The sequence below is a fragment of the Gammaproteobacteria bacterium genome (assembly GCA_014075255.1).
In the GTDB taxonomy this organism is placed as follows: Bacteria; Pseudomonadota; Gammaproteobacteria; order UBA4575; family UBA4575; genus JABDMD01.
The window spans coordinates 2378083-2403883 of record CP046178.1 but is presented as its reverse complement, the minus strand read 5'-3'; the positions used below and the strand labels follow the sequence as shown (position 1 = coordinate 2403883).

The window sequence follows — 25801 nt, the reverse complement described above, 5'->3', positions numbered from 1 at the left end:
AAGTAGACCGAGATTCCAATTTTTTATTACATCTACATGCAAAGTGTACCTTGCCTTCTAAACACACGCTCCTGTAATTGAGGAATATAAGCATTCACTAACTTTAGTGCCTATTTAATAACGTCAATAAATCAACATAATAAGTTTATTGCCTAATACAATTAAGCGATAATATGTTGAAATATATTACTTAGTTTCCCGTTCTACTTACCCATACTTAAACACCATAATAATTAATAAGGGGAAAACACTATGATGGCCGAATTACCTGTATTTTTAGTACGCTTCCTTGAAATTGCTGTTTTACTGTTTATATTTGCGTTAGGTGTCTTAGTGCTTTTTGTTGTAGCCCTATACATCATTGATAAATCTCAAACCACGCATGCAATTCGTCATAACTTCCCTGTTATCGGCCGATTTCGCTATTTCTTTGAAGAAATAGGTGAGTTTTTCCGCCAATACTTCTTTGCCATGGATCGAGAAGAATTACCCTTTAATCGCGCAGAAAGATCATGGGTGTATCGAGCTGCCAAAAATATCGATAATACGGTGGCGTTTGGGTCAACTCGTGATTTGCGCCCGACAGGCACAGTTCTTTTTGTGAATTGCCCTTATCCAACACTTGATCAAGATGCTGCTCCAACCAGCGAAGTTACTATCGGACCCTCCTCTAAAATCCCTTACATCACAAATTCAATATTTAATATCTCAGGCATGAGTTTTGGTGCAATTTCAAAACCCGCTGTTCTAGCACTGTCAAATGGTGCGCGCATGGCTGGATGCTGGATGAATACTGGTGAAGGAGGCTTGTCACCCTATCATTTAGAAGGCGGTGCCGACATCGTGTTTCAAATCGGAGCCGCAAAGTATGGTGTGCGAGATGAAGCAGGAAACCTAAGTGACGATAAACTTCGCGAAGTTGCCGCGCATGAGCAAATTAAAATGTTTGAGCTTAAATTAAGTCAGGGTGCAAAACCTGGGAAAGGAGGCATTCTCCCTGGCGGCAAGGTTACAGAAGAAATTTCTAAAATTCGTGGAATTCCATTGGGTTCAGATTCCATCAGTCCGAATCGACATCCAGATATTGATAATACGGATGATTTGCTGGATATGATTAGCCATGTTCGCGAGGTCACCGGCAAGCCGGTTGGTTTTAAAGCAGTTATAGGTGCTTATGGCTGGCTAGATGATTTATTTGAAGCGATTAACAAACGAGGCATTGAATCTGCACCAGATTTTATAACCGTTGATAGCGCTGATGGCGGTACCGGTGCCGCACCGATGAGTTTAATCGATTATATGGGCTTACCGATTGAAGAAAGCCTCCCTCTTGTGGTGGACGCTCTTAAAAAACACGACTTGCGTGAGCGCATCAAAATAGCAGCATCTGGCAAACTCATAACACCTGCTGAAGTTGCTTGGGCCTTTGCAATGGGTGCTGATTTTGTAAACTCGGCACGTGGGTTTATGTTTTCTCTTGGTTGCATTCAAGCCTTACAATGCAATAAGAACACTTGCCCTACGGGAATTACCACTCACAATAAAAAGCTACAAACAGGTTTAAATCCAAAAATTAAGGCCGAGCGTGTAAGAAGTTACGCTCAAAACATGGTCTATGAGGTAGGGGTGATCGCTCATTCATGCGGTGTAAAAGAACCTCGACTATTACGTAGATTTCATGCTCGTATGGTAAGACCTGATGGAAAGTCTGTACCTTTAAATGAGTTATATCCTGAACCTTTGAATACATGATTTTCGTACGTTAATAACAAAGCAATAATTACTACATTTGGAGATTTAACATGTCGGCATTAATAGGAACTGCAAACACGTTGCAGAATGTTTTGGATAAATTTCGTGGACTTGATTTTCTAGGTCCTGTTGCACTGCGATTATACTTAGCGCCCATTTTTATTGCGGCAGGTTTGACCAAGATCTCAGGTATAGAAAATTTCGCAAATTGGTTAGGAAATCCTGATTGGGGCTTAGGATTACCAGCACCTGAATTGCTTGCATATCTTGCAGCTTATACAGAACTGATAGGGGGAATTGCTCTATTATTCGGTTTCGCAGTTCGTTGGTTTGCAATTCCATTAATGATAACTATGTTAGTCGCTATTTTTTCTGTGCACTGGGATGACGGATGGTTTGCAGTTGCACCTGGCGACCCTGCAACCAGTACCGCTAAACCTGTAGCTGATTATCTAGGCCTTGATTCTGCAAAACAAAGTTTAGCAAACAGTGAGGAAGTTGGTAAACGCGTAAGTGCGGCCAAATCATTATTAAAGAAACATGGTAACTATGACTGGCTATCTGAAAAAGGAAGTTTTGTGGTACTTAATAATGGCATTGAATTCGCAGCTACCTATTTCATCATGTTGCTCGTATTGTTTTTCATCGGCGCTGGGAAATACTTCAGCATCGATTACTGGCTGCATAAAATCTTCCGGCAAGAATAGCTCTGCTATAGGAGCCATTTACTAGATCCATCTTTAAATAAGGCCCTGTATGCACTCACGCACAGGGCCTTACAGTTAGTTACAATAAATCTGCTTGTTTCGGTAATTTTAGCGGTGGTAGTACGGTCTACTAGGCTAAGGTAAAATACAAACCATGCAAAATTCCCCACAAAAATCATATTCGGTTTCAGGCTCAGGCCTGGGTTTACGTCGCGATCTACTTAATGAACTAGAAGCTGACTTTCCAGCGGGGATCGACTTCATGGAAGTCGCTCCGGAAAACTGGATAGGCATTGGCGGCAAACTAGGTAAACGCTTTCGTGCAATTACAGAAAAAGTGCCTTTTGTAACCCACGGCTTGTCATTGTCAATAGGTAGCCCAGCACCTTTGGATGAAAAATTTGTTTGCGAAGTTAAGAAGTTTTTAGATGAACATAGTATTCGCTGTTATAGCGAACACCTTAGCTATTGCTCCGACCAAGGACACCTCTACGATTTAATGCCAATTCCATTTACTGATGAAGCCGTACATTACGTTGCAGATAGAATTAAACGCGTACAAGATATTCTAGAAAGAAAAATCGCAATTGAGAATGTGTCGTACTACGCTGCACCTGGTAAAGAAATAGATGAAATTAATTTCATCAAAAATATCTTGGAAGAAGCAGATTGCGACTTATTGTTAGATGTAAACAATATTTATGTTAATTCAGTCAATCATCACTACGACCCAATAAATTTTTTACAAGCTTTGCCTAGTGAACGTGTGGCTTACTGTCATGTTGCTGGTCATTACAATGAAGCTGAAGACCTTATTGTAGACACGCATGGTGCAAATGTAATTGATCCGGTCTGGGAGATATTAGATAAGGCATACGAACTATTTGGTAACATGCCTACCTTGCTTGAAAGAGACTTCAACTTCCCACCAATGGAAGAACTGATGCAAGAAGTTCACACCATTCGCAATTTGCAAAATAAATGGGATGAATCTCAGCAAACCGTTGCTAAAGCTAGTTAGTCGAGCATAAAAAATATGGCTAACGAGAATGCAGCATTCAAAAAAGTTCAATACGACTTTACTGCCCACTTAAGAGATCCGGAGCACGCTACTGCACCGAGCGATGTTGAAGATCGTCGCATGGAAATTTATCGAGGCCTTTTTTACAGAAATGTAAAAAACTTTATCGATAATGCATTCCCTGTTTTACGAAAACTGTATAGCGATGAGAACTGGCACAAAATAGTGCGTGATTTTTTTGCTAACCATCAATCTGTTTCCCCCTATTTCAAAGATATTTCGCTAGAGTTTTTAACCTACCTAGAAAATGAACGCGATTTACAAGCAGAAGATCCCATATTCATTAAAGAACTCGCCCACTACGAATGGCTCGAGATTTATCTAACATTTTCAGATATTGAACCAGACTTATCTAAAATTGATAAGAATGGTAATGTATTGAAAGGCATACCTGTTTTATCACCGCTTGCTAAAATGCATGGCTATCAGTTCCCAGTACATAAAATAAAACCAAACTTTCAACCCGAAGAGCCAAGTGAACAAGCACATTTTTTAATGGTGCATAGAGACCAACAAGATAATGTAAGTTTTACAGAGCTAAACCCTATCACAGCCATGCTTGTTGAAATGCTGACAACAGATCATTCAAAAACGGGCCAAGAATGTTTAGATGAGATGGTAAAACAAATAAATCACCCAAACCCTGAAGTCGTTTATAAAGGCGGCGAACAAACTTTAAAACAGTTGCGCAGCAGTGAAATCATTCTTGGCACAAAACTCTCTTAGCACCAAAGATTACTCAATATCTGCATTCGTCCTATAGCGGACACCGAAAAAAGTACCCGCCTCCATATTAAATCTAACTGATTGTGATAAATATCACATTTTAGATGCACTAAACCTCACCGTATATTTGTGTTCAGAGCGGTATCTTTTATGTGAGGGTACTAATATGAAAAAATCACAAATAACTTTCTTTTCACTAGTTTTGATGTGCGCTTCTGCTAACGCACAAAATGAAGATTATGATACTTGCCAAGTAACATATAAGGCATGCACATCAAATTTTATGGACCAGTATGAACCCTATATAAATACTTATGAGCATGATCCTGAGGAATGTAACAATAATATTAAGGAATGGACAAAATTAGAGTATGAATTTGTCCATTGCCAAGATGATTACAACAGCTGTAAAGGAAATGATGTAAGCCTTTGGGAACGTATTCATAGCGCTCCAGACATATCTTTATCTGCTGAAAATCCAGCTTCAAACGGTCTTAGTAAAATTCACATTCAAGATATCTCAGAAGAAGCTGAAACGATCAGAAATTTAAAAAGTTTGCTTATTGCACGAAATGGGAAATTAATTTTTGAAGATAACTATGAATTTAATGAGAACCCAGAACCACACCATATTTTCTCGATTACAAAATCAATTACATCACTACTAATTGGGATTGCTATTGATCAAGATTATTTAGAGTCGGAAGAAATACTAATAAAACCGTTTTTCAAGGAATATTACAAAGGGAAACATGACGCACGAAAAGATAAAATTACTATTCGACACCTTCTAACCATGTCCTCAACAATTAATTTTTCAGACAATAATAATTGGTATGACCCTGCGAATTATTGGAAGTATTCTCGAGATGATAATGCACATGATTGGGTTCTGAATAAAAAGATGTTATTAAATTACGAGCCTGGAGATCAATGGTTATATGGGACACCTAATATAGATTTATTATCATCAATTTTAGCTTCAGCTACGGACATGACCGTTATCGAATTTGCTGAAAAAAACTTATTTAAGCCGCTGGGTATTAATAAATACATCTGGGCGCATGATTCAGCAGAAAACTATTATGGTGGATTTACATTGTATTTACGGCCTCACGCATTAATGCGTATTGGTCAGATGGTGCTTGATGGAGGTGTATACGATGGAAATCGCGTGGTATCGGAAGAATGGTTACAAAAATCATTATATAACCAGTTCCCATTAGGCGGAGAAGAAAGCTGGGAATACGGATATCTTTGGTGGAGGTTTCGCGTTGGTGATTACCAAGTTATCTCTGCTTTAGGATGGGGTGGTCAACAAATTACCCTTGTACCTAGTTTAGATTTAATTGTTATAACTACTGCTAACGCCCATCTATGCAGCAGAAAAGAACAAGATGATCAATTTAACGAAATCATGGATTTAGCAAAAAGTATTATTCTTAGTATAGACAAAAAAGAATAAATGCCCGCTTTGACCCCAATTGTATAACAATCGCTTTAAATTGACTCCAATAAAAAACCCGTGAGTGTTGCCACTCACGGGTCAAGGCATCCGTGCCAGGAGATGAACATTCAATCCCTGTAACTATTTGCCAGACAGATATCTGTCAAATGAAATACTATGAAAGTAAGTGTAATCATCACCCAGCAATTAATTGTGACTCAGTACACATTTTGTACAGACAATTGTAACTGTGGGTTACATAACTAACGAAAAAGATGATGATTTATAAAGAACTCTTAAGAGAATGACGCAAAGGCAAGAAGTAATTAAGCCCAAAAAATATCAGATAAGTAAATATAAGGTTAGCGGCTAATGAGTTACGCAAAAATGGAAGTCCGGCTGCATACGATTGCAGCAAGCCACTTAGATTTTGCGTATACATCTCATGATGCAACCATGAGCCAAAATTGGTAATTAGGTAAAAAACAATTGAAGCCACTACAGCAGCCACACCCACTCTAAATACCGTTACATGGTTTAATATGCTGCCAATCAATACTGTAGCTGCAATTCCAGCATATACATACCAAACCGTGCTGTGAAATCCGATCACCAAGTCACTCAATATCATCGCCGCAAGTGGGACCATAAAAGCCAGTGCACGATTTGAGAAAAAAGCACCTGCAAATAACGCCATTGCCGCAATGGGTACTGCATTGGGTGGATGAGGCACTAATCGAGAAAATGCCAGTACAAGTACAATGGCTATTAGATACCAAGGCTGAATACGATTTTGAACCATATGGGCATTATACCTGTTCTATACTTGGTCTTAGAAACTAATTATTTTCCCATAGCCAAGCAGCACCTCTAACCCCACTAGCATCACCATACTTTGCAGAGACTAATTTAGTAGATATATGATCTGAAAATATCCATTGCTGCCAAAGATTCGGTACGTTTTCATACAAACGTTTTACATTAGACATGCCGCCGCCAAGCACAATGACTTCAGGGTCAAAGATATTAACAATGTGGGCCAAAGCTCTCGCCATGCGCTGCTCATAGCGAAGTATTGTTTGTTCTGCGGCAACATCATCTTGTGAAGCCAACTCAACAATCTTTTCTGCACTTAGATGTTTACCTACAGCTCGCGCATAATCACATTCTAATCCCGGCCCTGATAAAAATGTTTCTATACACCCTTGCAGCCCACACCAGCATTTAGTTAAATTTAGCTCCCCATCATCCGACCAAGGCAATGGGTTATGACCCCACTCTCCTGCAATTGCATTTGCACCTATTAATACTTTCTTATTTATGACCAACCCTCCCCCGACACCCGTTCCAACAATTACACCAAACACTGTCTTTGCATTATGCGCAGCGCCATCGATGGCTTCAGACAATACGAAACAATTAGCATCGTTTGCTATACGAATTTGTCTGGCAAGAGAAGCTTCTAGATCTTGTTCAAATGGCTTACCATTAAGACAAACAGTATTCGAATTTCGCAACAAACCTGTCTTAATTGACAAAGATCCTGGTGTACAGATACCAATACTACATTCTTGTTCTAAATATTCCTCAGCATTCTTAATTAGCGCAGTTATTACATCGATGATCTCTTGATAATTATCTTTTGGAGTGGCTACCCGATTACGCAATAGCTCTTTACCACTGTCATCAATAACCAAGATTTCAATCTTCGTTCCACCTAAATCAATTCCTGCTTTCATAGCGCGTTACTCTATGCAAATACTCTGTGTGATTAATATCACTTATTTTCTGTAGCCAACATCACTCTAATAGATGTGCATATATAAATACACTGGAAACAATATATTAAAAATAAAGATACTTTATGCTGATGGCCAAACAAGACAAAAGCGAGATTTACACACCGTTTAGTTTCTCAATAAAAGGCAATAATGAATTATATTCAGTTTTTTGGAAGTTCTTATTTATTCCAGATGTTCTTGTTAGATTATTATTTTACTTCTGCGGTGACCACAAAGAATATCTGGCTACAAACGTAATTTATTACTGGTCCATTACCTTTATTGCAATTGCATCCTGTCTATATTTTCCTTTGATATATATCCTCACCTGGAAAAAAGCCAATAGTTTTGAAGGCTCACCTAACTTGAGCGTACTAGCCAAGATCTATGTGATCTTAAGTGCCTCGATTTCCAACTTTGCATATATGGTTATTGGTGGGGCACGATTTTTTACCTAATAATTCCAATTATTTATCCATAATTTCAAAATTAAGCAGCTGATTCATAAGTTTTAACTTACTTTTTTACTGAGATAATTTATATAATTATGTGATGGGGGCTATTCTGTTAGTTTATGTGTGATATATATCACAATCTACAAGTGACTTCTCCTACCGCATAAAGTACAGATTACTCGCTAATGTATTTATATAAGGCATTAGTGATTAAATCAGACTACAAATATTAGACTATGGCCTTAGATAAAAACAAATTAGACGCATTAAGACTAGATTCTACGGAGCCGGAAAAATCTAATATCAAGTCAGTTTTCTTAACGCTTTTGTTCATATCAATCGCCGCTTTGTTAGGGTTTGGAGGCTTTAAATTTTGGAAATCAACTCAAGAAACATTAACTGTAGATACGTTTGAAGTGAAGATGCTAGGTAGTAATCAACCATCAGCCATTCTAGAAGCCTCTGGCTATATCGTCACACGCAAGAATGCAACGTTAGCTGCAACGGTTACCGCTAGGGTTTTAAACATAAACGTAGAAGAAGGCGATGTAGTTCAGAAAGGTGATGAAATCGCTGTCCTAGATGGTAGCCTCGTTTCGAAAGACATCACTCTATCTGAGTCACGGCTAAAAGTTGCACAATCTAAAATTAACGAGGCTCACTCGCAGCTTGTAGAAGCAAAAAATAAATATGCTCGATTCACTAAACTAAGTAACAACGATTACGTAAGCGAAGATTTGCTTGATCAAGCAAAGCAAAGAGTCAGCACACTAAAAGCTATGCTGGTCACTGCAAAAAGTAACGTTCAAGTTGAAAAAGACAATGTAAATCGTCTACATCGTCATTTAGAAGAATACTTCATCAATGCTCCATTCTCAGGTGTAGTGATTTCTAAAGATGCACAAGTTGGCGAGATTGTTTCACCCATTTCGAGTGGTGAATTTACTCGCACTGGCATATGCACCATTGTTGATATGGATTCACGCGAAATAGAAGTGAATGTAAATGAAGCCTATATAAACAGGGTCCAAAAAGACCAAAAAGTCATTGCACAGCTAGACGCCTACCAAAATTGGGAGGTCTCTGGTCAAGTAATAAATATTATTCCTACTGCAGATAGACAAAAAGCAACCGTCAAAGTACGCATTGCTATAAATGAGTTAGATCCAAAAATACTTCCCGACATGGGTGTTAAGGTTAAATTTTTCGCGAAACAAGAGGAAGATAAATCAGACGAAGACTCTGAAAACACAATAGTCATTCCAAAAGTTGCAGTAGTTCGTGACGCCGAATCAAGCTTTGTATGGCTTATAAATAATAACTCAGTATCAAAGAAGGAAATCACTCTTGGAAAGCGTATAGGTAATCTATTTCAGGTTGATAAAGGCTTATCTGCTGGCGACAAAATCGCGATCAGCAAATTAGAAAAGTTAAAAGAAAGAAAACAAGTAATTACTTCTTCTCAATCCACAAACGAATGAGTTTTTATTATGGAAACTAATACTTTGATAAATGCACAAGATATAAACAAACAGTTTTCCAAGGGAACAGAAGCCATCAATGTTCTAAACGAGCTTGATTTGGAAATTGAATCTGGCGATTTTATCGCTTTAATGGGAGCCTCAGGATCAGGCAAAAGCACTCTCTTGAATATTATTGCGGGGATCGATACGCCAACACATGGAAATATATATATTGATGGTGTGGATATCGCATCTCTAAATGACTCACAACGCACCAAGTGGCGCACCAATAATATTGGCTATGTTTTTCAGCAATATCATTTGATTTCAACTCTTAACGCAGAAAAAAATGTAGAGCTTCCCCTTCTACTGCATAGGATGGGTAAAACTGAACGTAAAAAAAGAGTACTAGCAGCATTATCATTAGTTGATTTAGAAGATCGCGCGCATCATAAACCTTCAGAACTATCTGGCGGACAAGAACAACGTGTAGGCATTGCGCGTGCAATTGTTACTGATCCAAATATTTTGCTTTGCGACGAGCCCACTGGAAATCTTGACCGTAAGTCAGGCGATGAAATTTTAGAACTACTACAAGCTTTAAATTCAGAACACGGAAAAACTATAATCATGGTGACACACGATCCTCATGCCGCCTCTTGTGCAAAAAGAATTTTATATTTAGATGAAGGAAATATTTCCACTAAAGCAGTGCAATAGTTATGAAGTATATTCCTCTTATATTCGCTGACATTTTAACTAAAAAAGTACGCTTTATATTTGTTATTTTATCATTAGCAATCGCTTTTTTTATGTTTGCCTATCTTTCGGCAATAAAACAAGGCTTTGTAGGCGGCGTAGATATATCTGGCGTAGATAAAATGATTATATTTGACAAGGTATCTAACTTTAATCTCATGCCTATAGGCCACAAGTTTAAAATTAAAAATATTCCTGGTGTAAAAAATGTTAATGAAGCATCTTGGTTTGGCGGTTACTACCAAAACAGAAAAAATACTTCCCCGCAATATGCAATTAATCCAGAAGATTATTTGACTATGTACAATACTGGCTATGAACTAAACGAAGATCAAAAACAAGCGTGGATTGCAGACCGTGAGGGAGCCTTGATTGGTGATGTTATTGCTGAGCGCTTTGGTTGGGATATTGGCGACCGAATTACACTCACTTCAGCGATCTGGGGAAATAAAGATAATACGAACGACTGGGAATTTAATATCCGCGGTATTTCTTATCAAAAAGATAAAAATGCAAATATGCAAGGCATGCTATTTCATCATAAATATTTTGATGAATATCGAGCATGGGGAAATGATCAGGTTGCCTGGTTCAATGTACAAGCCGAAGATGCAAGTACGCTTGATGAAGTAGGCAACAGAATAGATGCATTTTTTAAAAATTCAGACTATGAAACCAAAACTTCTCCTGAAAAAGCATATTCCCGTAGTTATCTCAATCAAATCGGCGACATCGAAGCGATCTTTTTATCAATTCTCAGCGTGGTGTTCTTAACTTTACTGGCGGTAACTGGCAGCGCAATGGCGCAAGGTATTAAAGAACATATCAGTGACCTTGCTGTGATGTCTGTAATTGGCTTTTCTTCACGACTCATTGCAATCATTACCGTAGTAGAAACCGTATTGGTTGCACTGATTGGCAGCAGTATTGGTATTGCTCTAGCCTGGCTGGCTTGCAACCTTTTTGGTGACCCAACTAAAGGCTTATTACCGATTTTTCACTTGCCAAATTTTGTAGTATGGCAAGGACTTGTATTAGCCGGCCTATTTGGTTTGTTAATAGGTCTAGTCCCAGTATTTCTAATTCTTCGTATGGACAAAGTACAAGCCTTGCGTACCATTAATTAAGCCCGACAAAAGTCAAGATAAATGAAATTACTTCAATGCATATTAAAACTAACGGGTATTAATTTACGCAGTATTAGCAATCGTAAATCTTCTACTATTACTGCTCTCATTGGGGTTATTGGAACTGTAGTTGTATTTACTGGCCTGCTATCAGTAGCTTCCGGCTTTATATCAACTATGGAAAATACAGCATCTGAAAAATTGATGCTTGTATTCAGAGGATTCGCAAATAACGAAGTAGAAGGTTATTTCTCCACAGATGAGTATTTAAGCATGCAACAAGCCGAAGGAATTAAGCGTACCGAACATGGGCCAGTAATGTCGCCTGAAACCTTAGTTTGGGTAAATGTACCCATTAAACCTTCTGGCTCTGACGCCAACCTTTCTTTACGCGGTGTTAAACAACAAGCATTCGAAATTAGAAACAATGTAAATATAATTGAAGGTCGTAAGTTTAAACCCGGCCTAAACGAAATAGTGGTCGGAAAACAAGCTGCAAAACAATTTATTGGACTAGACGTTGGTAGCAAACATACTTGGGCAAATAATACTTGGACCGTCGTCGGAATTATGGAAGCAGAGGGTAGCATCACAGAATCTGAAGTATGGGCAGATGCACCTATCATGATGGCTGCTTACAAAAGAGACGAATATTGGTCAACAGTAAGAATAATGTTAGATGATTCGCCCAATGCCAGATCAAAGCTTGAAAATTGGTTGAATACCAATCCTTCACTCACAACCCGCGTTTCTTCAGAGAAAGAACATTACGCCGAGCAATCCGAGTTTTTTACCAAGCTTACTAAAACGATCGGAATTATTGTTGGCGCGCTCATGGCTATGGGCGCAACCATGTGCGCTCTAGTGACGGCTTATAATTCAATTGTGAGTAGAGTACGTGAAATTGCAGTACAACGCGCTCTAGGTTTTAGTTCGAGCACAATCATTGGGGCGATATTGCTGGAATCAGTGGTCATATCGATGATTGGTGGTGCAATTGGATTAATTATTGCTTATTTATTATTTAACAGGCAACAAGTTTCAAGCTTGAATCCTCAGAGCTTTAGTCAGGTGGCTTTTACCTTTGCAGTTACGCCAACTTTACTAATAATCGGCGCATTAATTTCACTTGCGATTGGTTTACTAAGCGCAATCTACCCTTGTTATTACGCAACAAGAATATCAGTAGGGCAAGGCTTACGCGCAAGCTAGTGACATTTACGCACAGAACTTATATGTCTTGGTAATCAACTAAGCTTTTTTGTTTGATTTCCAACATTTCAATTTTTTTCTTATAGGCTTCAGATTTATCCGGCAACACTTCGATAGCTTTATCTAAATATTCTTCTGCGCGACTATAATTACGCTCAACAATACTATCTTCTGCTATTGATATTAAATATCTATACAATTGATTCTTATCTCTTTGCTCGGTATCAAATTCTACTTTTTTAGGCTCTACATAATAAGGGCTCGTCTTAATAGCTACATAATTATTCTCAAATTCACTAAACAAACCTAGAGCAGTAACGAGTGTTAATATCGATACGCTTACTAAAATCGAAGATGCTACAAAAAAGGTATAGGCTTTTGATGCTTCGATTTTAAATATTCTTTTTGAAACATCAAACCATCGATCACCGATGCGCTTGTGTTGCAACACTTTGAATGTTTTAACAGGGCTTTCTATATTGTTTAGTTTTGCATTGCCTAAATAGCAGCAAGCGAATGGAAAGGATTCATCTAATTCAGAAAAGGTATTTTCAGATATTACCGTGTCACCTGGGTCAGCCATCTTTTCTAGTCTAGCGGCAATATTAACTACATTGCCATAGGGCTGATCATTGATATCATAAATAACTTCACCAAAATTAATTCCAATACGGAATTTCAGCTGGTGTTTCTCAACAATATAAAAATTATGGCGATTAGTTGCAGCGTGAATTTCGACTGCACAATAAACTGCATCAAGAGAGTTTGAAAATGTTGCAAGTATACTATCGCCATGTGCTCTAGATACAAAGCCAGAATTCTTGCTTACTAATTGGTGAGCTCTTTCTAATACATTTTGCAAATTTTTGTGGGTTTCTGACTCATACAATTCTGTATGTTTGCTGTATTCAAAAATATCAGCAAATAAAACAGCCACTACTTTTTTATTGACACCTTCAGCTGGCATGTTATTTATACTCCAACGCAAACCGTATAAACATTAATTAAGCATATCTTACTACTTAAACTGCTCTTATAGATAATCTTCGCATAAATACTTAACCGAACAATACTTTACGTTGGTCTAAGCACCTTAATTCCAATTATAAGTCTCCTACGCTATGGTTTCACTCGCCCATAACATTTCTATTTTCCAGAGTGCTTGACTAATAATATACGACATGCGCCTCACAGAAGAACCGTGAACATTATTTTTCATATCGCATTTAAATCATAGCCAGAGCTACATGAAAGTAGTTACTATTTTAATAGAAGTTTTTATATAACTGCTGCGTTAAATATATTTTACCGTCGCTAGTTTCTAATAAACCTTCTTTTTTCATTGAGCTGATAATTCTACTTACAGTTTCACGAGATGACGCTACTAGGTGCGCAATTTCGTTATGCGTTAGACCTTGTACGACGTTTCCAGCATCAGTTGATTGCGCATGCTCAAGCAATGTTAATGCAATTCTTTTTGTAACATCATTTAAAGCAAGATTTTCAAAATCAGTTGTTAGTTTCTTAACTGTACTAGCAAATAAAGTTATGATTTTTCTAGCAGCTTTTAAATTGCTAAAGCAGAATTTTTCAAAATCATCTTTTTTGATTTTTAGTAATTTACTTTCATTTATAGTTTCAACATTTGCTGTACGATCTGCTTCGCAAAATAACGATAATTCCCCAAAACTTTCGCCGGAACCTATAGTATTAATGGTAACTTCTTTCCCATCTAAGTTCTCAAGGTAAACTCGAACCTTTCCTTCTAAAATAAAATATACACAATCAGCTTCCTCGCCTTCACAGAGTACAACTCTATTTTTCTTATAGATCTTTACTATGGCATTAGAAGCCAAAGACTCTAGCTCACTTTGGTGGAAATCTTCAAAAAAAGATATGTCTTTGAAAATATGCAATGCAACACTCATAAATATCTACCCCGAGTATTAGCTTTTTAATACATATATTGTACTTATTTTTACAAATTAACATAAGTCTATATATTAGCTGTACTCCCACTTAACATTAAATAAACTACTGAAATATAACAGTTGTAATTAATAATCCCCAAATTTAATAATATGTCTCCTGCGCAATCGTTTCACTCGACCATAATGTTTCCTTTGCTCCAGAATGCTTAGCTAATACACGACATGCAACAAATAGAAAATCGGAAAGTCGATTTAAATAGATTTGTAATTCGGGATTTAGATTTAAGTCTTCCGTTAACATTACGACGCTTCTCTCAGCGCGGCGGCACACTGTGCGCGCTAAATGACATGTAGCAGAGGCATGCCCTCCTCCTGGAAGGATAAAATTTCTCAAAGGAGGAAGCGTTTGGTTATAGCTGTCTATTTTTTCTTCCAACTCTTTTACAATATGCTTATTCATAAATTTTAAGTCAGCATTATTTAATTCAGCACCCACATTAAACAGCTGGTGTTGTATATATATGAGAGCTCCATTTAAGTCATTAGGTATTTCGTAGCTTGCCACCATGCCAATTACCGAATTGAGCTCATCCACATCACCAATAGCATGAATTTGCGGACAATCTTTACGTACGCGCAAGCCTGTGGAAAGCCCAGTATCTCCCTTATCACCTGTTTTGGTGTATACCTTAGTTATTCGATCAGCCATTACAAATTCACCTTAATTCCTGCATAAAATGTTTGCCCTAATGTTTCATACCCAAACACGTCTTGATACGTATCGTCTAATAAGTTATTTATTCTCGCATACAAATTAAAGTTCTCCGTTATATTGTAGGATCCATTTACATTGACCAGGTAATAATCGTCTAGTTTGATTTCTGTGAAAGTAGAGAAATCTGTATCAAGTTGCTCATCCACATAGTTAAATCCTGCATTCAGATTTCCCTTGCCTGAAAGGGATTCATAATTAAATTGCAGGCTCGCAACCGTTTTAGGTCTGCGTATCTCTCTTATCTGAACATCATTAACATTTGGCGTTGTAGAATCGGTATAAGTATATGCTCCTCGCATATCAAAACGGTTATTAATTTGTGCATCAAAGTAAAACTCTGCGCCGTTTCGCTCGCTCCTACCGTCAAGATTGACAGCAGTGCTTGGAAAAAACAAAGTTGTAATTTCATCTTTTAGATCTTCCCAAAAAAATGTTGTGCCGACATGAGCCGTATCACTGGCAAAGGACTGATCTATGCCAAACTCCCAAGATTCTGATTTTTCCGGCTTCAAATTCGGGTTGCCCATAAATGATCCTTCGAAAAAACCAAATAATTCGCCGAAACTAGGGTTTTTTACACCCGTACCATACGATGCGCGCACTTTTGTTCCAGAGCGAGGAAAATAATAAGCACTCGTAAATCGAACCGTATCTCGATCTTTAAATTGATCGTTATCGTCTTTCCGCAAAGAAGCAGACAGAAACAATTGATCCCACATACTCAAACGATATTCGACAGCAAACCCAGTATTTCTTATATCTTGATTTTGATTTGGATTGCCAAACGAGCTTGCTCCTCTTTGCTTAAATCGTTCATCTTCTTGTTCAATAGAAAGTAGTACTTTATGTTGTTCATCTGAAAATACTCTAGTGTTAAAAGTAACTTCAGATAAATAATCGAGCTTTAATTTTTCTCCTTCTGTTCTACTATTTCCAAAAGTATCTTCATTTTGATTTCGCGTGTCTGTAAGACTGATTGAAAATTTTTGATTCCAACGATTATCAAACATGGATAAATACAAGAAAGAGGCACCATAAAATTGCTCTACATCAGATATGTTGTCTGCATCAACCGGTGCACCAAATGAACCGCTATCAAACTCGTTTGATGAATCAACATACCTTGCATTTAATCCAAATGTTAATGTTGGATTAAATTCATATTGCGAATTAAATACTATGCCCGTCTGATCATAACCATCATCTTCCGTACCTTGCTCAGAAACATTCGTGCCATTAGTGTCTAGATACGAACCTTGCAAATAATATTTTAATCTTCCCAAATCACCAGTGGCAGATGCAGAGCTACGAATAAAATTGTGAGACCCCACTTCGGTTGAGCTGGAAATTGATTTTTCACCATAACCAATGCGGGTTTTGATACTAATAATTCCTGCCAATGCATCACTGCCCCAAACTGAACTTTGAGCTCCGCGCATGACCTCTATGCGCTCAATACTGTCTGGCAATAAATTTGCAAAATTAAACTCAGAACCTGTTGCCGGATCATTTGCTTCAACACCATCAATCAAAACTAATACATGGTTTGCCTCAGCACCACGAATACGAACTTGTGTTTGAGAGCCATAAGGTCCTAACTGACTAATCGTAACTCCTGGAACTATGCGTAATAACTCAACTAGTGTTACCGCATTACTTTTTTCTATTTCGTCTCTAGTGATAATGGTTACTGATCCACCTACTTCTTTTCCGGGGACAGAAACCTTTGAGGCACTGAGCACGATCACATCATCACTGGCAAAAACTATGTTGCCTGTAAGAAATGTTAATATTAAATACAAAGGTAATAATCGCATATATATCCTTAATCATTTTTTGATCGCGGACACACAGTGAAGGGCACAACTTAAGTTGTACATTTTGAACTTCAGCCAGAGTCGCCCGCCGCAACTTCCTGAGTCACAAAAGGCCGGTCTCCGGGCTAATGAGTGTTCATTCTTTCAAATAAAACTAAATGATTCGCCTTCCCATGTTTTAAACAACACAGTGGCCAACTGAATCACCAATACTCAATTACCGTTGCGGGGGCAGCGTCTGTCTTACACAGACTTCCCTGTTTCACCCTTGCGCATTTAAATTATGACAAGGACACCTTAAGTGATGTGGTTATGAAATGGATTCTATCAGCTTTTAAAGAAATTAGTTTTGAAGTTTTTTGATTTCGGCGATGATTTCATCACTATGTGTTGCTGGTTTTACTGAGCGGTATATTTTTGCAAGTTTCCCTTCTGAATCAATAATGAAAGTGTGGCGTTTCGCTAACTTAAGAGGCCCTAATTTTGTTAAAGAGCCATAACTGCTAGCAACCTTGCCACCTATATCTGCAAGCAAAGGAAATTGCAGGCTATATTTATCGGCAAATTTGCCATGGCTTTCTGTCGTATCAACACTTATCCCAATAACCTGCACATCAAGATTTTGCAGTGTAGCGATATCATCACGAAACGCACATGCTTCTTTAATACAACCCGGAGTGTCATCTTTTGGGTAAAAATAAATCACCACCCACTTCCCCAGATAGTCTTTTAGCTCATGCACGGTTTCAACTTGATCTGATAATTCAAACTGAGGTGCCTGTATTCCAATATCCAATTCGGATGCAAGTGATGAACTAAATATTCCCATAAAGATAAAACTAACAATAATTATGTTTATGTTATTAACTTATAGTCATTATGGTACAAATTTAAAAACTTTCCCTTGATAGTCCAGCACATACAGTTCGCCAGACGAATCCTCTCCAAATGAACTAATATTTAAATTTGTTCGCAGTAGCTCACGCATTTCAAATTTCTTATCTTTTTCTATACTCCAAATAACTCCACTACAAAAATCACCAAAGATATATTTTCCATACAGTTCTTGCACTTTACTACCACGATATACATAACCCCCTGTGACGGAACATCCATGCTTACGTCCATACTCTGCAACGGGCATAACTAACTTTCCTGTATTGCATTCTTTTTTAGGCAAAAAACAATGCTTACCTTCCATCAAACGCCAACCGTAATTTTCTCCTCCTTGACTATCTGCCGCTCGCCAATGTATTTCTTCCCACTTGTTTTGCCCTACATCCGCAATCCATAAATCTCCTGTTTCACGATCAAACGAATGGCGCCAAGGATTTCGTAATCCATAAGCCCAAATTTCTGCAAGCACATTATCTCGTTCTACAAATGGATTATCTTTAGGAATCGAATAACCACTCGCTTGATTTACATCAATACGTAACATTTTTCCCAAAAATGTTTTTAAATTTTGTGCGTTATCCCATGGATCTCCACCGCGCCCTCCATCCCCCATACCTAAATACAAATAACCATCTTGCCCAAATGCCAACATTCCACCATTATGATTAGAGGCTGGATCTTGTTGGGCAACAAGCACTTCAAGACTTTGTAAATTAGTTTGTTTTGCGTTTGGCGGATCAACCGTTAAACGCGCAAGCGTGTTATCGCCATTCTGTGCGGTATAAAAAAGAAATAGATAACCGTTTTCTGAATATTTAGGATGAAATACAATAGACAACAAACCTTGTTCACTGCCTCTTGTGGTTATTAATGATGATACATCTAAGAAAAGATGTTTCTTTGTACCATTGAGAGCAAAAACTTTGCCCGTTTTCTCAACCATGAAAATGCGAGAATCATCTGCATGCGTGAGCAAAATCGGTTTATTTGCATCATCAAGCAATAACTTCAATTCTGCAGCGTAGCTTAACTGCGCTAAGCATGTGACCACAGTGAAAATTGCATAAATAGCTCCTTTTAAGCTATTACACATTACCTGCTCCAAAAGCTTTAACAGCCCCTGCGGTGACATCTTCCTCTGGATTAAACCAGTTAAGTTTCTTGTGTAACTGCACAACATCACCAATGATGACTAACGTTGGTGGTTTGACATCATGCTTTTCAACTAATTCGGGTAAATTTTCTAAACTGCCAATTATATTTCTTTGATTTGCTGTAGTGCCTTGCATAATTAATGCAGCAGGAGTGGTTGCACTAAGGCCATACTTTATTAAGTTTTCACAAATAATTTTCAAACCATGCAAACCCATATAAAACACCAAGGTTTGATTAGTATGCGCTAACATTTCCCAATTCAAATCCACTGTGCCATCCTTTAGATGCCCAGTAGCAAAAATAGCGGCTTGTGAATATTCGCGATGCGTTAACGGAATGCCTGCGTATGCAGCACAGCCCGCTGCTGCAGTAATGCCTGGCACTACTTGAAATGGAATATTTTCATCAACAAGCGAATCAATTTCTTCGCCGCCGCGACCAAAGATGAACGGATCACCACCCTTCAGCCTTAAAACACGTTTACCTTCTTTGGCTAACCGCACTAATAGTTGGTTAATTGTTTCTTGTTGAAGAGCATGTTGCGCACGCTCTTTGCCTGCATAAATGTGTTCTGCATCTTTACGCACTAAATCCATAATCTCTTGCGAAACTAGGCGATCGTATACCACTACATCGGCTTGTTGCATCAAGCGCAAAGCACGGAATGTTAATAAATCAGGGTCTCCCGGACCCGCCCCCACCAAATACACCTCCCCTTGAGGCAGCTCGCTGTCATCCGCTTGCTGTATTGCGTCATCGAGTAACTTTTGTGCTGCACTGACTTGATTAGCAAATACTAGTTCCGCAATAGGTCCTTGCAACACTTGTTCCCAAAATTTTCGTCTTTGATCGATTGTAGAAAATTTTTCTTTAACTGCAAGTCGATTCTCTTCTATTAACGTTGCCAACTGCCCATAGGATGCAGGCGTACAATTTTCTAGTTTAGTGCGTAACATTCTAGCCAGGACCGGAGATGCGCCTCCGGTAGACACAGCGATTTGCACGGGTGAGCGATCAATTATCGATGGCAGAATAAAATCACAATTTTTACTGTCATCTGCTGTGTTAACAAGAATATTTTTATCGCGACAAAGTTGCGCGACCTCAGCATTCACCGTTCTATCATCGGTTGCTGCAATCACTACTTGATAAGTATTTAAATCACTCGCCAAATCATCGACAGAAAAAGTTTTTTCATGCCAAACAATTTTATTGTCTAACTTTCGCTTAATTTCTGCCGTTATTTCAGGCGCAATGATTGTGATCGCTGCTTGTGCACGAGAAAGTATAGAAACTTTACGTTCAGCAATTATGCCTCCACCTACAATTAAGCAAGGCTTGTTTTTTATATCTAAAAATAAAGGCAAATAATCCACAGAAATGTCTTTTTATTTAAGTAACTTTATATTTTTAATGATCGGAGTTATTACTGGTTCAATTTTTTTACGCATTACGGAGCCAATCGCATCAGTCATACCGAATATAGGATCAACAAGTGTTTCACTAATCATGGATAAATAAAATATCGCTTTTAGCTGGGGCAAAAAAGACTGCTCTAGCACTAAAAGTCTTTGTATTTCTTTAGGTTCTTGGTGATATTTATCAACGTATTCATCTAACGCCCTTATATCCCTCCAGTTAGGCAACTCGCTTTCAAATTTACTAAAATAGTTCCCTATTGCATTCAGTATCGCTGCCACTACCTCTTGATCATTAGGCTTATTCAGCACTAACTCTGCAGTCTGTAGAAACGCTTGCCCAGCAGGACTCAAAATTTGGCGCAACAATATTGCAATTTCATTGCCTTCATCAACCTCTACTTCTGTACTTTTACAAACATCTTTCCAAGTGTGGTGCGAGTTCACATGTATAGGAAGATCGTCAGGTGTTAGTTGTAGAAACCCTACGTAATAGACATTCTTGCGTTTGCCACGTTTCCAAACTTCTTCCGCATTTCTTGTGTTATTAATCCAGGCTGAAGCACTAAACGCACACTATCTATAATCGCTTTTTGATGCTCTTCAAAAGGTAAAAATTCAATTAAAAATTTTGCTAACTCCCCTCCCATTGCACCCTTCACAACGTTATCTTTTTCAAGCATGCGTCGTGCATTTTCTGCGGTTGCGCTTGACCACCATGCGCGTCTAGCCAACTCATCTGTTAAACCCGATGCATGCACTACTGCGACAACTGCTTCTGGCTCGCCAACTAGCAATAGCTTTTCCAAACTGTCATCACGAGCCTGCCCCATACGTGTCCATCTTTTTAGATAAACGGGGTAACCACCAGGCGACCCTAGATAATGTGTAGATAGAAATTGCCTTACCAAACGAACATATTTTTCGTCTTTACAAGTAGGATTAAGCTGCACACTCGCATCACCTTTTTCTGATAACACATACACACACATGCGCGACTCATCAATACGCACCGCTTGCAAGGGTTGCGCAACTAATACATTTAGCCGCAGTTGGTCTTCGCTAGAAAGTTGCATTATTAATTAAGCTGAACTCTTTGCCCCCATGGAGCGGTATCTTTTCCCTTTACTAACCAAATTACAGGATAGTTTGGCTCAATATCAGGGAAGTCTCCCTGACAATCCGTGAAATAAATTAACAGATCAGGCTGTTGATCTTGTAGATCTATCCACTCAAATACTGGACAAAAATCAGTACCGCCACCACCTTTAAGTTCATTTGGCAATTTAATTTCATCCCATGGCTCAAACACCCACGGCGCACCTTCGGCAAGTGCTGCATCACATGGCAAAATTGTAATACGTGCACGCATATTGGCTTTGATGGCATCCACTTCAGACATAAACTCACACATCTCTTTATCATCCACAGAACCACTAATATCTATTCCTACCGCAACGTTTATTTGAGCACTACGCATACTTGGAAAAATTGCAGGATCGCCTCGACGCGACGAGGGTCTGGAATAACTATAGTCATCTCGCGCACTCGCCGTCATATAACGCGCAAGGAGCATGCGCCATGGCAATCTAGGTTGCAGCATAAAATCCACCATACGTGCCATCGAACCTCCCAATTTGCCTGCTTGTTTAGCCGTTTGTGCCGCTCCTGCCAAACGTTGTTGCCACTGCACCGACAACTCTTCTTGTTCTTGTGGAGTCAACGCTGCAGGTTGCGGTGCTAATCCATCCATCTCTTCACTATTTTCATCTTTACCTAAATCGGATGATGATTGCGGCTCTTGATCATGGGCATCCGAGAGTGGCTGATGACTACTAGCATTCTGATTTGGATTATCCTTGTTTGGATTATCCTTGTTTGGATTATCCTGGTCGTCTGAAGGATCTTTACTTTGTTTTTCTAATTCGGAATTTTCATTATCTAAATCACCAATATAATGATAGATCTCTTCAGCAGTCATCCCTTCATACCCATCATCCACTAATGTTTCGGGCGGCGCCTTAAGACCGTCTTTAATTAACAAAGGATTGACCGCGTAATCGCAAGCCAAATCCCAATGATGTTTGATTCGATGTTGACGGCGCGCAAAATGCGACAAAGCACAATGCAACGCTTGTTTAGCTAAAACAAACTGTGTTTGCTGAATATCTAATGCGTTGATGTAGTCTTCGTTGTAGTACAACTTTTTCGCATCAGTTGCCGCCCCCGAACACCAGTTTGGATCTGCAGCAACTAACGGAAGGCGCAAGACTAATGCGCCTAAAAATGGCTTGTCTAGTATTAAGCGCGTTCTAGCTGCAGCAAGTTTATTTTGTAAATCTGAGTCAGCCACATGAAGTTAAGCGTGATCGAAAATCATAATGTCGGCAATTTTATCTGCCCACTTAGCAAACTCTGGCAAACTAAATATATCTTCGCCAATTGCACGATGCATATCTGAAACCATCATTACACCCATCTCACGTTGCGGAAATCGGTTAGCGTAATTAAGTATGTTGCCATGCACTTTGGTTGGGTCGGTTGTTTTATCTTTCACCTTCTGGGCACGTATAGCATGGCCCACTAATGCAGATGCCACTGCATATTGCAGATCGATTTCTTTTGGTGCCGCTACATCCTCACCATTCACAATCGCTTCAAGATCAGGCATCTGATCTAAATTAGAAATAAATGCATTTAATTCCACACCTGCAGCAGGCCCTACACATGCTTGCAATGCTCCGGTTAACAAATCAGGGCGTTCAGAAAATTTTTCTAAGGCGCGATGCGCAAATTGCCACGAACGAGGTGATGGGAAAGCCACAGGATTGTGTGCCGGATCAAAATCAAATAACAAGTCTGGGCGAAAACGTAAAAATGCAATGATTCGATCATCAATATTATTTGCATAAGCCCACGCGACCCAATCGTCTAAATTAATATCCACTTCAAAATGCGAAAACCGATTTGCTAAAGGTGCCGGCATTGAATAGGTAACACCACGATCACCTTGACGATTACCGGCAGCAAAAATTGCCCAACCCGAGGGCACATCATATTGACCTAGGCGACGGTCAAGAATGAGTTGGTATGCAGCAGCCGATACACTCGGTGCAGCAGATGTAATTTCATCTAAAAATAAAATTCCCGTTTCACCATGTCGTTCAACATTTGGAAGCATTGCAGGAATGGCCCACTCTACCGACCCGTTGTCACGGAAAGGTATGCCACGCAAATCACTAGGTTCCATTTGCGACAAACGAATATCGATGACTTCAACATTATTATGTTTAGCTACTTGAGAAACCATTTCTGATTTTCCTACGCCTGGCGGTCCCCACAACATCACCGGAGTGTGGTTGCCATCAGAAGCACCTTTGAATTCTTTTTCTAGAACGACGAGTAAATGTGCAGGACGCATATATTAAGTATGATAAAAATTAAATTTTAGATTGGATAAAAAATTAGACTATTTGTTGCTCAAGCTCTTCTGATTATTGCTTAATCTCTTCTGGTGTAAACCCAGCTTTCGCATACCACTCTTTAGCTTTATCTAAATCTTTCTCTATCCCGCCCGCACCTTGTTCATACATCATGGCCAATGTGGTCTGTGAACCCTGTAATCCTTGTTCTGCAGCTTTAGTAAACCATTTCACTGCTTGCTTTCCATCTTGCTCAACACAATCACCTTCCATAAACATAAATCCCAATCCATGCTGTGCTAACTCATGCCCTTGCTCTGCTGCCTTTTCCATCCATTTAACTGCTGCATCTTTATTCACTGCAACCCCTAATCCATTTTGATACATGATGGCACAACGATGCATGGCATCTGTATTACCTTTTTCCGCAATCACGGAAAGAATCTGCATAGCACGAGAAAAATGCTTGGCCTCAAAGGCCATCATGCCACTATTAAAATCCATATCATCTTGCGCAGACATATTGGCTCCAGATTGTTCTTGATGAGAATGATTACAGGCGTTTCATAATACGCGAAAGCCCGAATTAGTAGGAATAACCCTTAATATCGCCAACTTATATATGGGTTTACTTAAAATTGGGAAAATATAGTCCTCTCGATAGGGATATATAGAGCTTAATACCACCTTTTGTATCCTGCGATGCCCAATTGAAAGTGGCATCATTAGCCCTATGTCAGCTAGCGAACAAGAAATTATATCCGACCCAAAGCTTGCGATGCGCTCTTATATACAGCGCGTAGCCACCGGACCGGAATACAGTAAAGACATCTCGTTTGCAGAAGCACGAGATGCGATGACCCATATTCTGAATACTTCAGCGGACCCGGTTCAAGCTGGTATCTTTTTAATCGCTTTGCGCATGAAGCGCGAAACGTTGGATGAAAACGGCGGCTGCCTACAAGCCATCATTGATGCCTCTAACATGGTTGCCGCAGATGTTGATCATATCATTGATGTCGCAGATCCATATGATGGTTATACGCGCGGCACACCCGTTTCACCTTTTATTCCTGCAGTGCTAGCAGCATGTGGTTTACCTGCGGTTTCGCATGGTGCAGAAGCGGTTGGCCCAAAGTATGGCGCAACACACAGAAAAGTTTTACGTGCGGCAGGAATAGATGTGGATTGCGACATGCAACAAGCATTAACGCAAATCAATAATCCAGAAAGTGCTTGGGCTTATATTGATCAAAAAACCATTTGTCCTTCTCTACATAATTTAATTCCCTTACGCACACAAATAGTTAAACGCCCGGTTATTACCACTGTAGAAGTTTTAATTGGCCCAGTACGTGGCAAAAAAAGTACCACATTAATGACAGGTTATGTGCACAAGCCGTACCCACCTGTTTATACACACTTAGCAAGAATATCCGGTTTTGATTCAGCCGTACTGGTACGCGGTGTTGAAGGAGGCGTGATTCCTTCGTTAAAACAAGAATCAAAATATTTTGAATACAAGGGTACAAATGATTTAACTGAAGTTGAAATATATCCTGAACATCTCAACATTCAACAGGATGTCCGCGCAGTACCTTTGCCAGAATTAAACGCTGCAAAATCTACAGGTGATAACACAGCCGCGAAGATTGATACCGACCAACTCGCCGAAGAAGCTGCCAAAATTGGCGTTGCTGCACTGCAAGGCGAACACGGCCCTGCACGTGATAGCTTAATTTATTCAACTGCAATTATGCTCACACACATGGGCGTAGAAAAAACCATACAAGCTTCTGCTGAAAAAGTACGCACGACAATAGACTCAGGCAAGGCTTTTGCACATTTTCAAAAAAATCAACTACATTAAAATATA

Annotated in this window: 23 protein-coding genes, 1 pseudogene and 1 riboswitch; of the genes and pseudogenes, 11 read left to right on the top strand and 13 right to left on the bottom strand. The window is 39.1% G+C overall.

Going from position 1 to position 25801, the window contains the following annotated elements:
• Nucleotides 1–255 precede the first annotated feature (255 nt).
• The 5 genes from GKR92_12285 (at nucleotide 256) to GKR92_12265 (ending at nucleotide 5731) form a co-directional block, all read left to right on the top strand.
• Nucleotides 256–1752, top strand: coding sequence for an FMN-binding glutamate synthase family protein (locus GKR92_12285; GenBank protein QMU62796.1), 1497 nt, complete (start codon nucleotides 256–258; stop codon nucleotides 1750–1752).
• Nucleotides 1753–1802: 50 nt separating this feature from the next.
• Nucleotides 1803–2459, top strand: a complete 657-nt coding sequence (locus GKR92_12280) for a DoxX family membrane protein (GenBank protein ID QMU62434.1) — start codon at nucleotides 1803–1805, stop codon at nucleotides 2457–2459.
• 154 nt (nucleotides 2460–2613) lie between these two features.
• On the top strand, nucleotides 2614–3480 hold the full coding sequence (locus tag GKR92_12275; protein ID QMU62433.1) for a DUF692 family protein: 867 nt from the start codon (nucleotides 2614–2616) through the stop codon (nucleotides 3478–3480).
• A gap of 15 nt (nucleotides 3481–3495) precedes the next feature.
• Nucleotides 3496–4266 carry a DUF2063 domain-containing protein gene (locus GKR92_12270; protein ID QMU62432.1) on the top strand — a complete coding sequence of 257 codons (771 nt, stop codon included), beginning with the start codon at nucleotides 3496–3498 and terminating at the stop codon, nucleotides 4264–4266.
• A 166-nt stretch (nucleotides 4267–4432) separates the two neighbouring features.
• On the top strand, nucleotides 4433–5731 hold the full coding sequence (locus GKR92_12265; GenBank protein QMU62431.1) for a serine hydrolase: 1299 nt from the start codon (nucleotides 4433–4435) through the stop codon (nucleotides 5729–5731).
• Between the two features lie 265 nt (nucleotides 5732–5996).
• Here the strand turns inward: GKR92_12265 and GKR92_12260 are convergent, their stop codons facing one another.
• Complete coding sequence (locus GKR92_12260; protein QMU62430.1) at nucleotides 5997–6515, bottom strand: hypothetical protein; 519 nt, start codon at nucleotides 6513–6515, stop codon at nucleotides 5997–5999.
• Between the two features lie 37 nt (nucleotides 6516–6552).
• Nucleotides 6553–7452, bottom strand: coding sequence for an ROK family protein (locus GKR92_12255; protein ID QMU62429.1), 900 nt, complete (start codon nucleotides 7450–7452; stop codon nucleotides 6553–6555).
• Between the two features lie 125 nt (nucleotides 7453–7577).
• Here GKR92_12255 and GKR92_12250 point away from each other — a divergent pair, with 125 nt between their 5' ends.
• The 5 genes from GKR92_12250 (at nucleotide 7578) to GKR92_12230 (ending at nucleotide 12510) form a co-directional block, all read left to right on the top strand.
• On the top strand, nucleotides 7578–7952 hold the full coding sequence (locus GKR92_12250) for a hypothetical protein (GenBank protein ID QMU62428.1): 375 nt from the start codon (nucleotides 7578–7580) through the stop codon (nucleotides 7950–7952).
• Between the two features lie 233 nt (nucleotides 7953–8185).
• Nucleotides 8186–9430: an efflux RND transporter periplasmic adaptor subunit gene (locus GKR92_12245; GenBank protein QMU62427.1), complete on the top strand. Its 1245-nt coding sequence runs from the start codon at nucleotides 8186–8188 to the stop codon at nucleotides 9428–9430.
• Nucleotides 9431–9439: 9 nt separating this feature from the next.
• On the top strand, nucleotides 9440–10132 hold the full coding sequence (locus GKR92_12240; protein ID QMU62426.1) for an ATP-binding cassette domain-containing protein: 693 nt from the start codon (nucleotides 9440–9442) through the stop codon (nucleotides 10130–10132).
• Between the two features lie 2 nt (nucleotides 10133–10134).
• Entirely contained in the window at nucleotides 10135–11298 is a 1164-nt protein-coding gene (locus GKR92_12235) for an FtsX-like permease family protein (GenBank protein ID QMU62425.1), read from the top strand.
• Between the two features lie 21 nt (nucleotides 11299–11319).
• Complete coding sequence (locus tag GKR92_12230) at nucleotides 11320–12510, top strand: FtsX-like permease family protein (protein QMU62424.1); 1191 nt, start codon at nucleotides 11320–11322, stop codon at nucleotides 12508–12510.
• A gap of 19 nt (nucleotides 12511–12529) precedes the next feature.
• Here GKR92_12230 and GKR92_12225 read toward each other — a convergent pair whose 3' ends face one another.
• The 11 genes and pseudogenes from GKR92_12225 to GKR92_12175 all read right to left on the bottom strand — a co-directional run bounded on the left by GKR92_12225 (nucleotide 12530) and on the right by GKR92_12175 (nucleotide 24429).
• Nucleotides 12530–13477, bottom strand: a complete 948-nt coding sequence (locus GKR92_12225; protein ID QMU62423.1) for a hypothetical protein — start codon at nucleotides 13475–13477, stop codon at nucleotides 12530–12532.
• 298 nt (nucleotides 13478–13775) lie between these two features.
• The gene (locus GKR92_12220; protein QMU62422.1) at nucleotides 13776–14438 is read right to left on the bottom strand and encodes a cyclic nucleotide-binding domain-containing protein; all 663 of its coding nucleotides are present in this window, start codon (nucleotides 14436–14438) and stop codon (nucleotides 13776–13778) included.
• Between the two features lie 145 nt (nucleotides 14439–14583).
• Nucleotides 14584–15150, bottom strand: a complete 567-nt coding sequence (locus GKR92_12215) for a cob(I)yrinic acid a,c-diamide adenosyltransferase (GenBank protein ID QMU62421.1) — start codon at nucleotides 15148–15150, stop codon at nucleotides 14584–14586.
• Nucleotides 15150–17033, bottom strand: coding sequence for a TonB-dependent receptor (locus tag GKR92_12210; protein QMU62420.1), 1884 nt, complete (start codon nucleotides 17031–17033; stop codon nucleotides 15150–15152). The genes GKR92_12215 and GKR92_12210 overlap by 1 nt, the downstream gene beginning before the upstream one ends.
• 93 nt (nucleotides 17034–17126) lie before the next feature.
• Nucleotides 17127–17348: riboswitch (cobalamin riboswitch) on the bottom strand.
• A 28-nt stretch (nucleotides 17349–17376) separates the two neighbouring features.
• Complete coding sequence (locus tag GKR92_12205) at nucleotides 17377–17862, bottom strand: redoxin domain-containing protein (GenBank protein QMU62419.1); 486 nt, start codon at nucleotides 17860–17862, stop codon at nucleotides 17377–17379.
• Between the two features lie 48 nt (nucleotides 17863–17910).
• Entirely contained in the window at nucleotides 17911–19023 is a 1113-nt protein-coding gene (locus GKR92_12200; GenBank protein QMU62418.1) for a glucose dehydrogenase, read from the bottom strand.
• Nucleotides 19016–20461, bottom strand: coding sequence for a uroporphyrinogen-III C-methyltransferase (gene cobA, locus GKR92_12195; protein ID QMU62417.1), 1446 nt, complete (start codon nucleotides 20459–20461; stop codon nucleotides 19016–19018). The genes GKR92_12200 and cobA overlap by 8 nt, the downstream gene beginning before the upstream one ends.
• A gap of 12 nt (nucleotides 20462–20473) precedes the next feature.
• Nucleotides 20474–21579 (bottom strand): annotated as a pseudogene (locus GKR92_12190) (sulfur reduction protein DsrS).
• A gap of 2 nt (nucleotides 21580–21581) precedes the next feature.
• Nucleotides 21582–22856, bottom strand: a complete 1275-nt coding sequence (locus tag GKR92_12185; protein ID QMU62416.1) for a hypothetical protein — start codon at nucleotides 22854–22856, stop codon at nucleotides 21582–21584.
• Nucleotides 22857–22862: 6 nt separating this feature from the next.
• Nucleotides 22863–23924, bottom strand: coding sequence for an AAA domain-containing protein (locus tag GKR92_12180; GenBank protein QMU62415.1), 1062 nt, complete (start codon nucleotides 23922–23924; stop codon nucleotides 22863–22865).
• A 73-nt stretch (nucleotides 23925–23997) separates the two neighbouring features.
• Entirely contained in the window at nucleotides 23998–24429 is a 432-nt protein-coding gene (locus GKR92_12175; protein ID QMU62795.1) for a sel1 repeat family protein, read from the bottom strand.
• A gap of 229 nt (nucleotides 24430–24658) precedes the next feature.
• Here GKR92_12175 and GKR92_12170 point away from each other — a divergent pair, with 229 nt between their 5' ends.
• Nucleotides 24659–25795, top strand: a complete 1137-nt coding sequence (locus GKR92_12170) for an anthranilate phosphoribosyltransferase (GenBank protein QMU62414.1) — start codon at nucleotides 24659–24661, stop codon at nucleotides 25793–25795.
• Nucleotides 25796–25801 lie beyond the last annotated feature (6 nt).

What these genes read in the sequence shown, in the direction of transcription:
- GKR92_12285 (QMU62796.1), top strand. Translation starts at nt 256, where the DNA reads ATGGCCGAATTACCTGTATTTTTAGTACGCTTCCTTGAAATTGCTGTT.
- GKR92_12280 (QMU62434.1), top strand. Translation starts at nt 1,803, where the DNA reads ATGTCGGCATTAATAGGAACTGCAAACACGTTGCAGAATGTTTTGGAT.
- GKR92_12275 (QMU62433.1), top strand. Translation starts at nt 2,614, where the DNA reads ATGCAAAATTCCCCACAAAAATCATATTCGGTTTCAGGCTCAGGCCTG.
- GKR92_12270 (QMU62432.1), top strand. Translation starts at nt 3,496, where the DNA reads ATGGCTAACGAGAATGCAGCATTCAAAAAAGTTCAATACGACTTTACT.
- GKR92_12265 (QMU62431.1), top strand. Translation starts at nt 4,433, where the DNA reads ATGAAAAAATCACAAATAACTTTCTTTTCACTAGTTTTGATGTGCGCT.
- GKR92_12260 (QMU62430.1), bottom strand. Translation starts at nt 6,515, where the DNA reads ATGGTTCAAAATCGTATTCAGCCTTGGTATCTAATAGCCATTGTACTT.
- GKR92_12255 (QMU62429.1), bottom strand. Translation starts at nt 7,452, where the DNA reads ATGAAAGCAGGAATTGATTTAGGTGGAACGAAGATTGAAATCTTGGTT.
- GKR92_12250 (QMU62428.1), top strand. Translation starts at nt 7,578, where the DNA reads ATGCTGATGGCCAAACAAGACAAAAGCGAGATTTACACACCGTTTAGT.
- GKR92_12245 (QMU62427.1), top strand. Translation starts at nt 8,186, where the DNA reads ATGGCCTTAGATAAAAACAAATTAGACGCATTAAGACTAGATTCTACG.
- GKR92_12240 (QMU62426.1), top strand. Translation starts at nt 9,440, where the DNA reads ATGGAAACTAATACTTTGATAAATGCACAAGATATAAACAAACAGTTT.
- GKR92_12235 (QMU62425.1), top strand. Translation starts at nt 10,135, where the DNA reads ATGAAGTATATTCCTCTTATATTCGCTGACATTTTAACTAAAAAAGTA.
- GKR92_12230 (QMU62424.1), top strand. Translation starts at nt 11,320, where the DNA reads ATGAAATTACTTCAATGCATATTAAAACTAACGGGTATTAATTTACGC.
- GKR92_12225 (QMU62423.1), bottom strand. Translation starts at nt 13,477, where the DNA reads ATGCCAGCTGAAGGTGTCAATAAAAAAGTAGTGGCTGTTTTATTTGCT.
- GKR92_12220 (QMU62422.1), bottom strand. Translation starts at nt 14,438, where the DNA reads ATGAGTGTTGCATTGCATATTTTCAAAGACATATCTTTTTTTGAAGAT.
- GKR92_12215 (QMU62421.1), bottom strand. Translation starts at nt 15,150, where the DNA reads ATGGCTGATCGAATAACTAAGGTATACACCAAAACAGGTGATAAGGGA.
- GKR92_12210 (QMU62420.1), bottom strand. Translation starts at nt 17,033, where the DNA reads ATGCGATTATTACCTTTGTATTTAATATTAACATTTCTTACAGGCAAC.
- GKR92_12205 (QMU62419.1), bottom strand. Translation starts at nt 17,862, where the DNA reads ATGGGAATATTTAGTTCATCACTTGCATCCGAATTGGATATTGGAATA.
- GKR92_12200 (QMU62418.1), bottom strand. Translation starts at nt 19,023, where the DNA reads ATGTGTAATAGCTTAAAAGGAGCTATTTATGCAATTTTCACTGTGGTC.
- GKR92_12180 (QMU62415.1), bottom strand. Translation starts at nt 23,924, where the DNA reads ATGCGTCCTGCACATTTACTCGTCGTTCTAGAAAAAGAATTCAAAGGT.
- GKR92_12175 (QMU62795.1), bottom strand. Translation starts at nt 24,429, where the DNA reads ATGGATTTTAATAGTGGCATGATGGCCTTTGAGGCCAAGCATTTTTCT.
- GKR92_12170 (QMU62414.1), top strand. Translation starts at nt 24,659, where the DNA reads ATGTCAGCTAGCGAACAAGAAATTATATCCGACCCAAAGCTTGCGATG.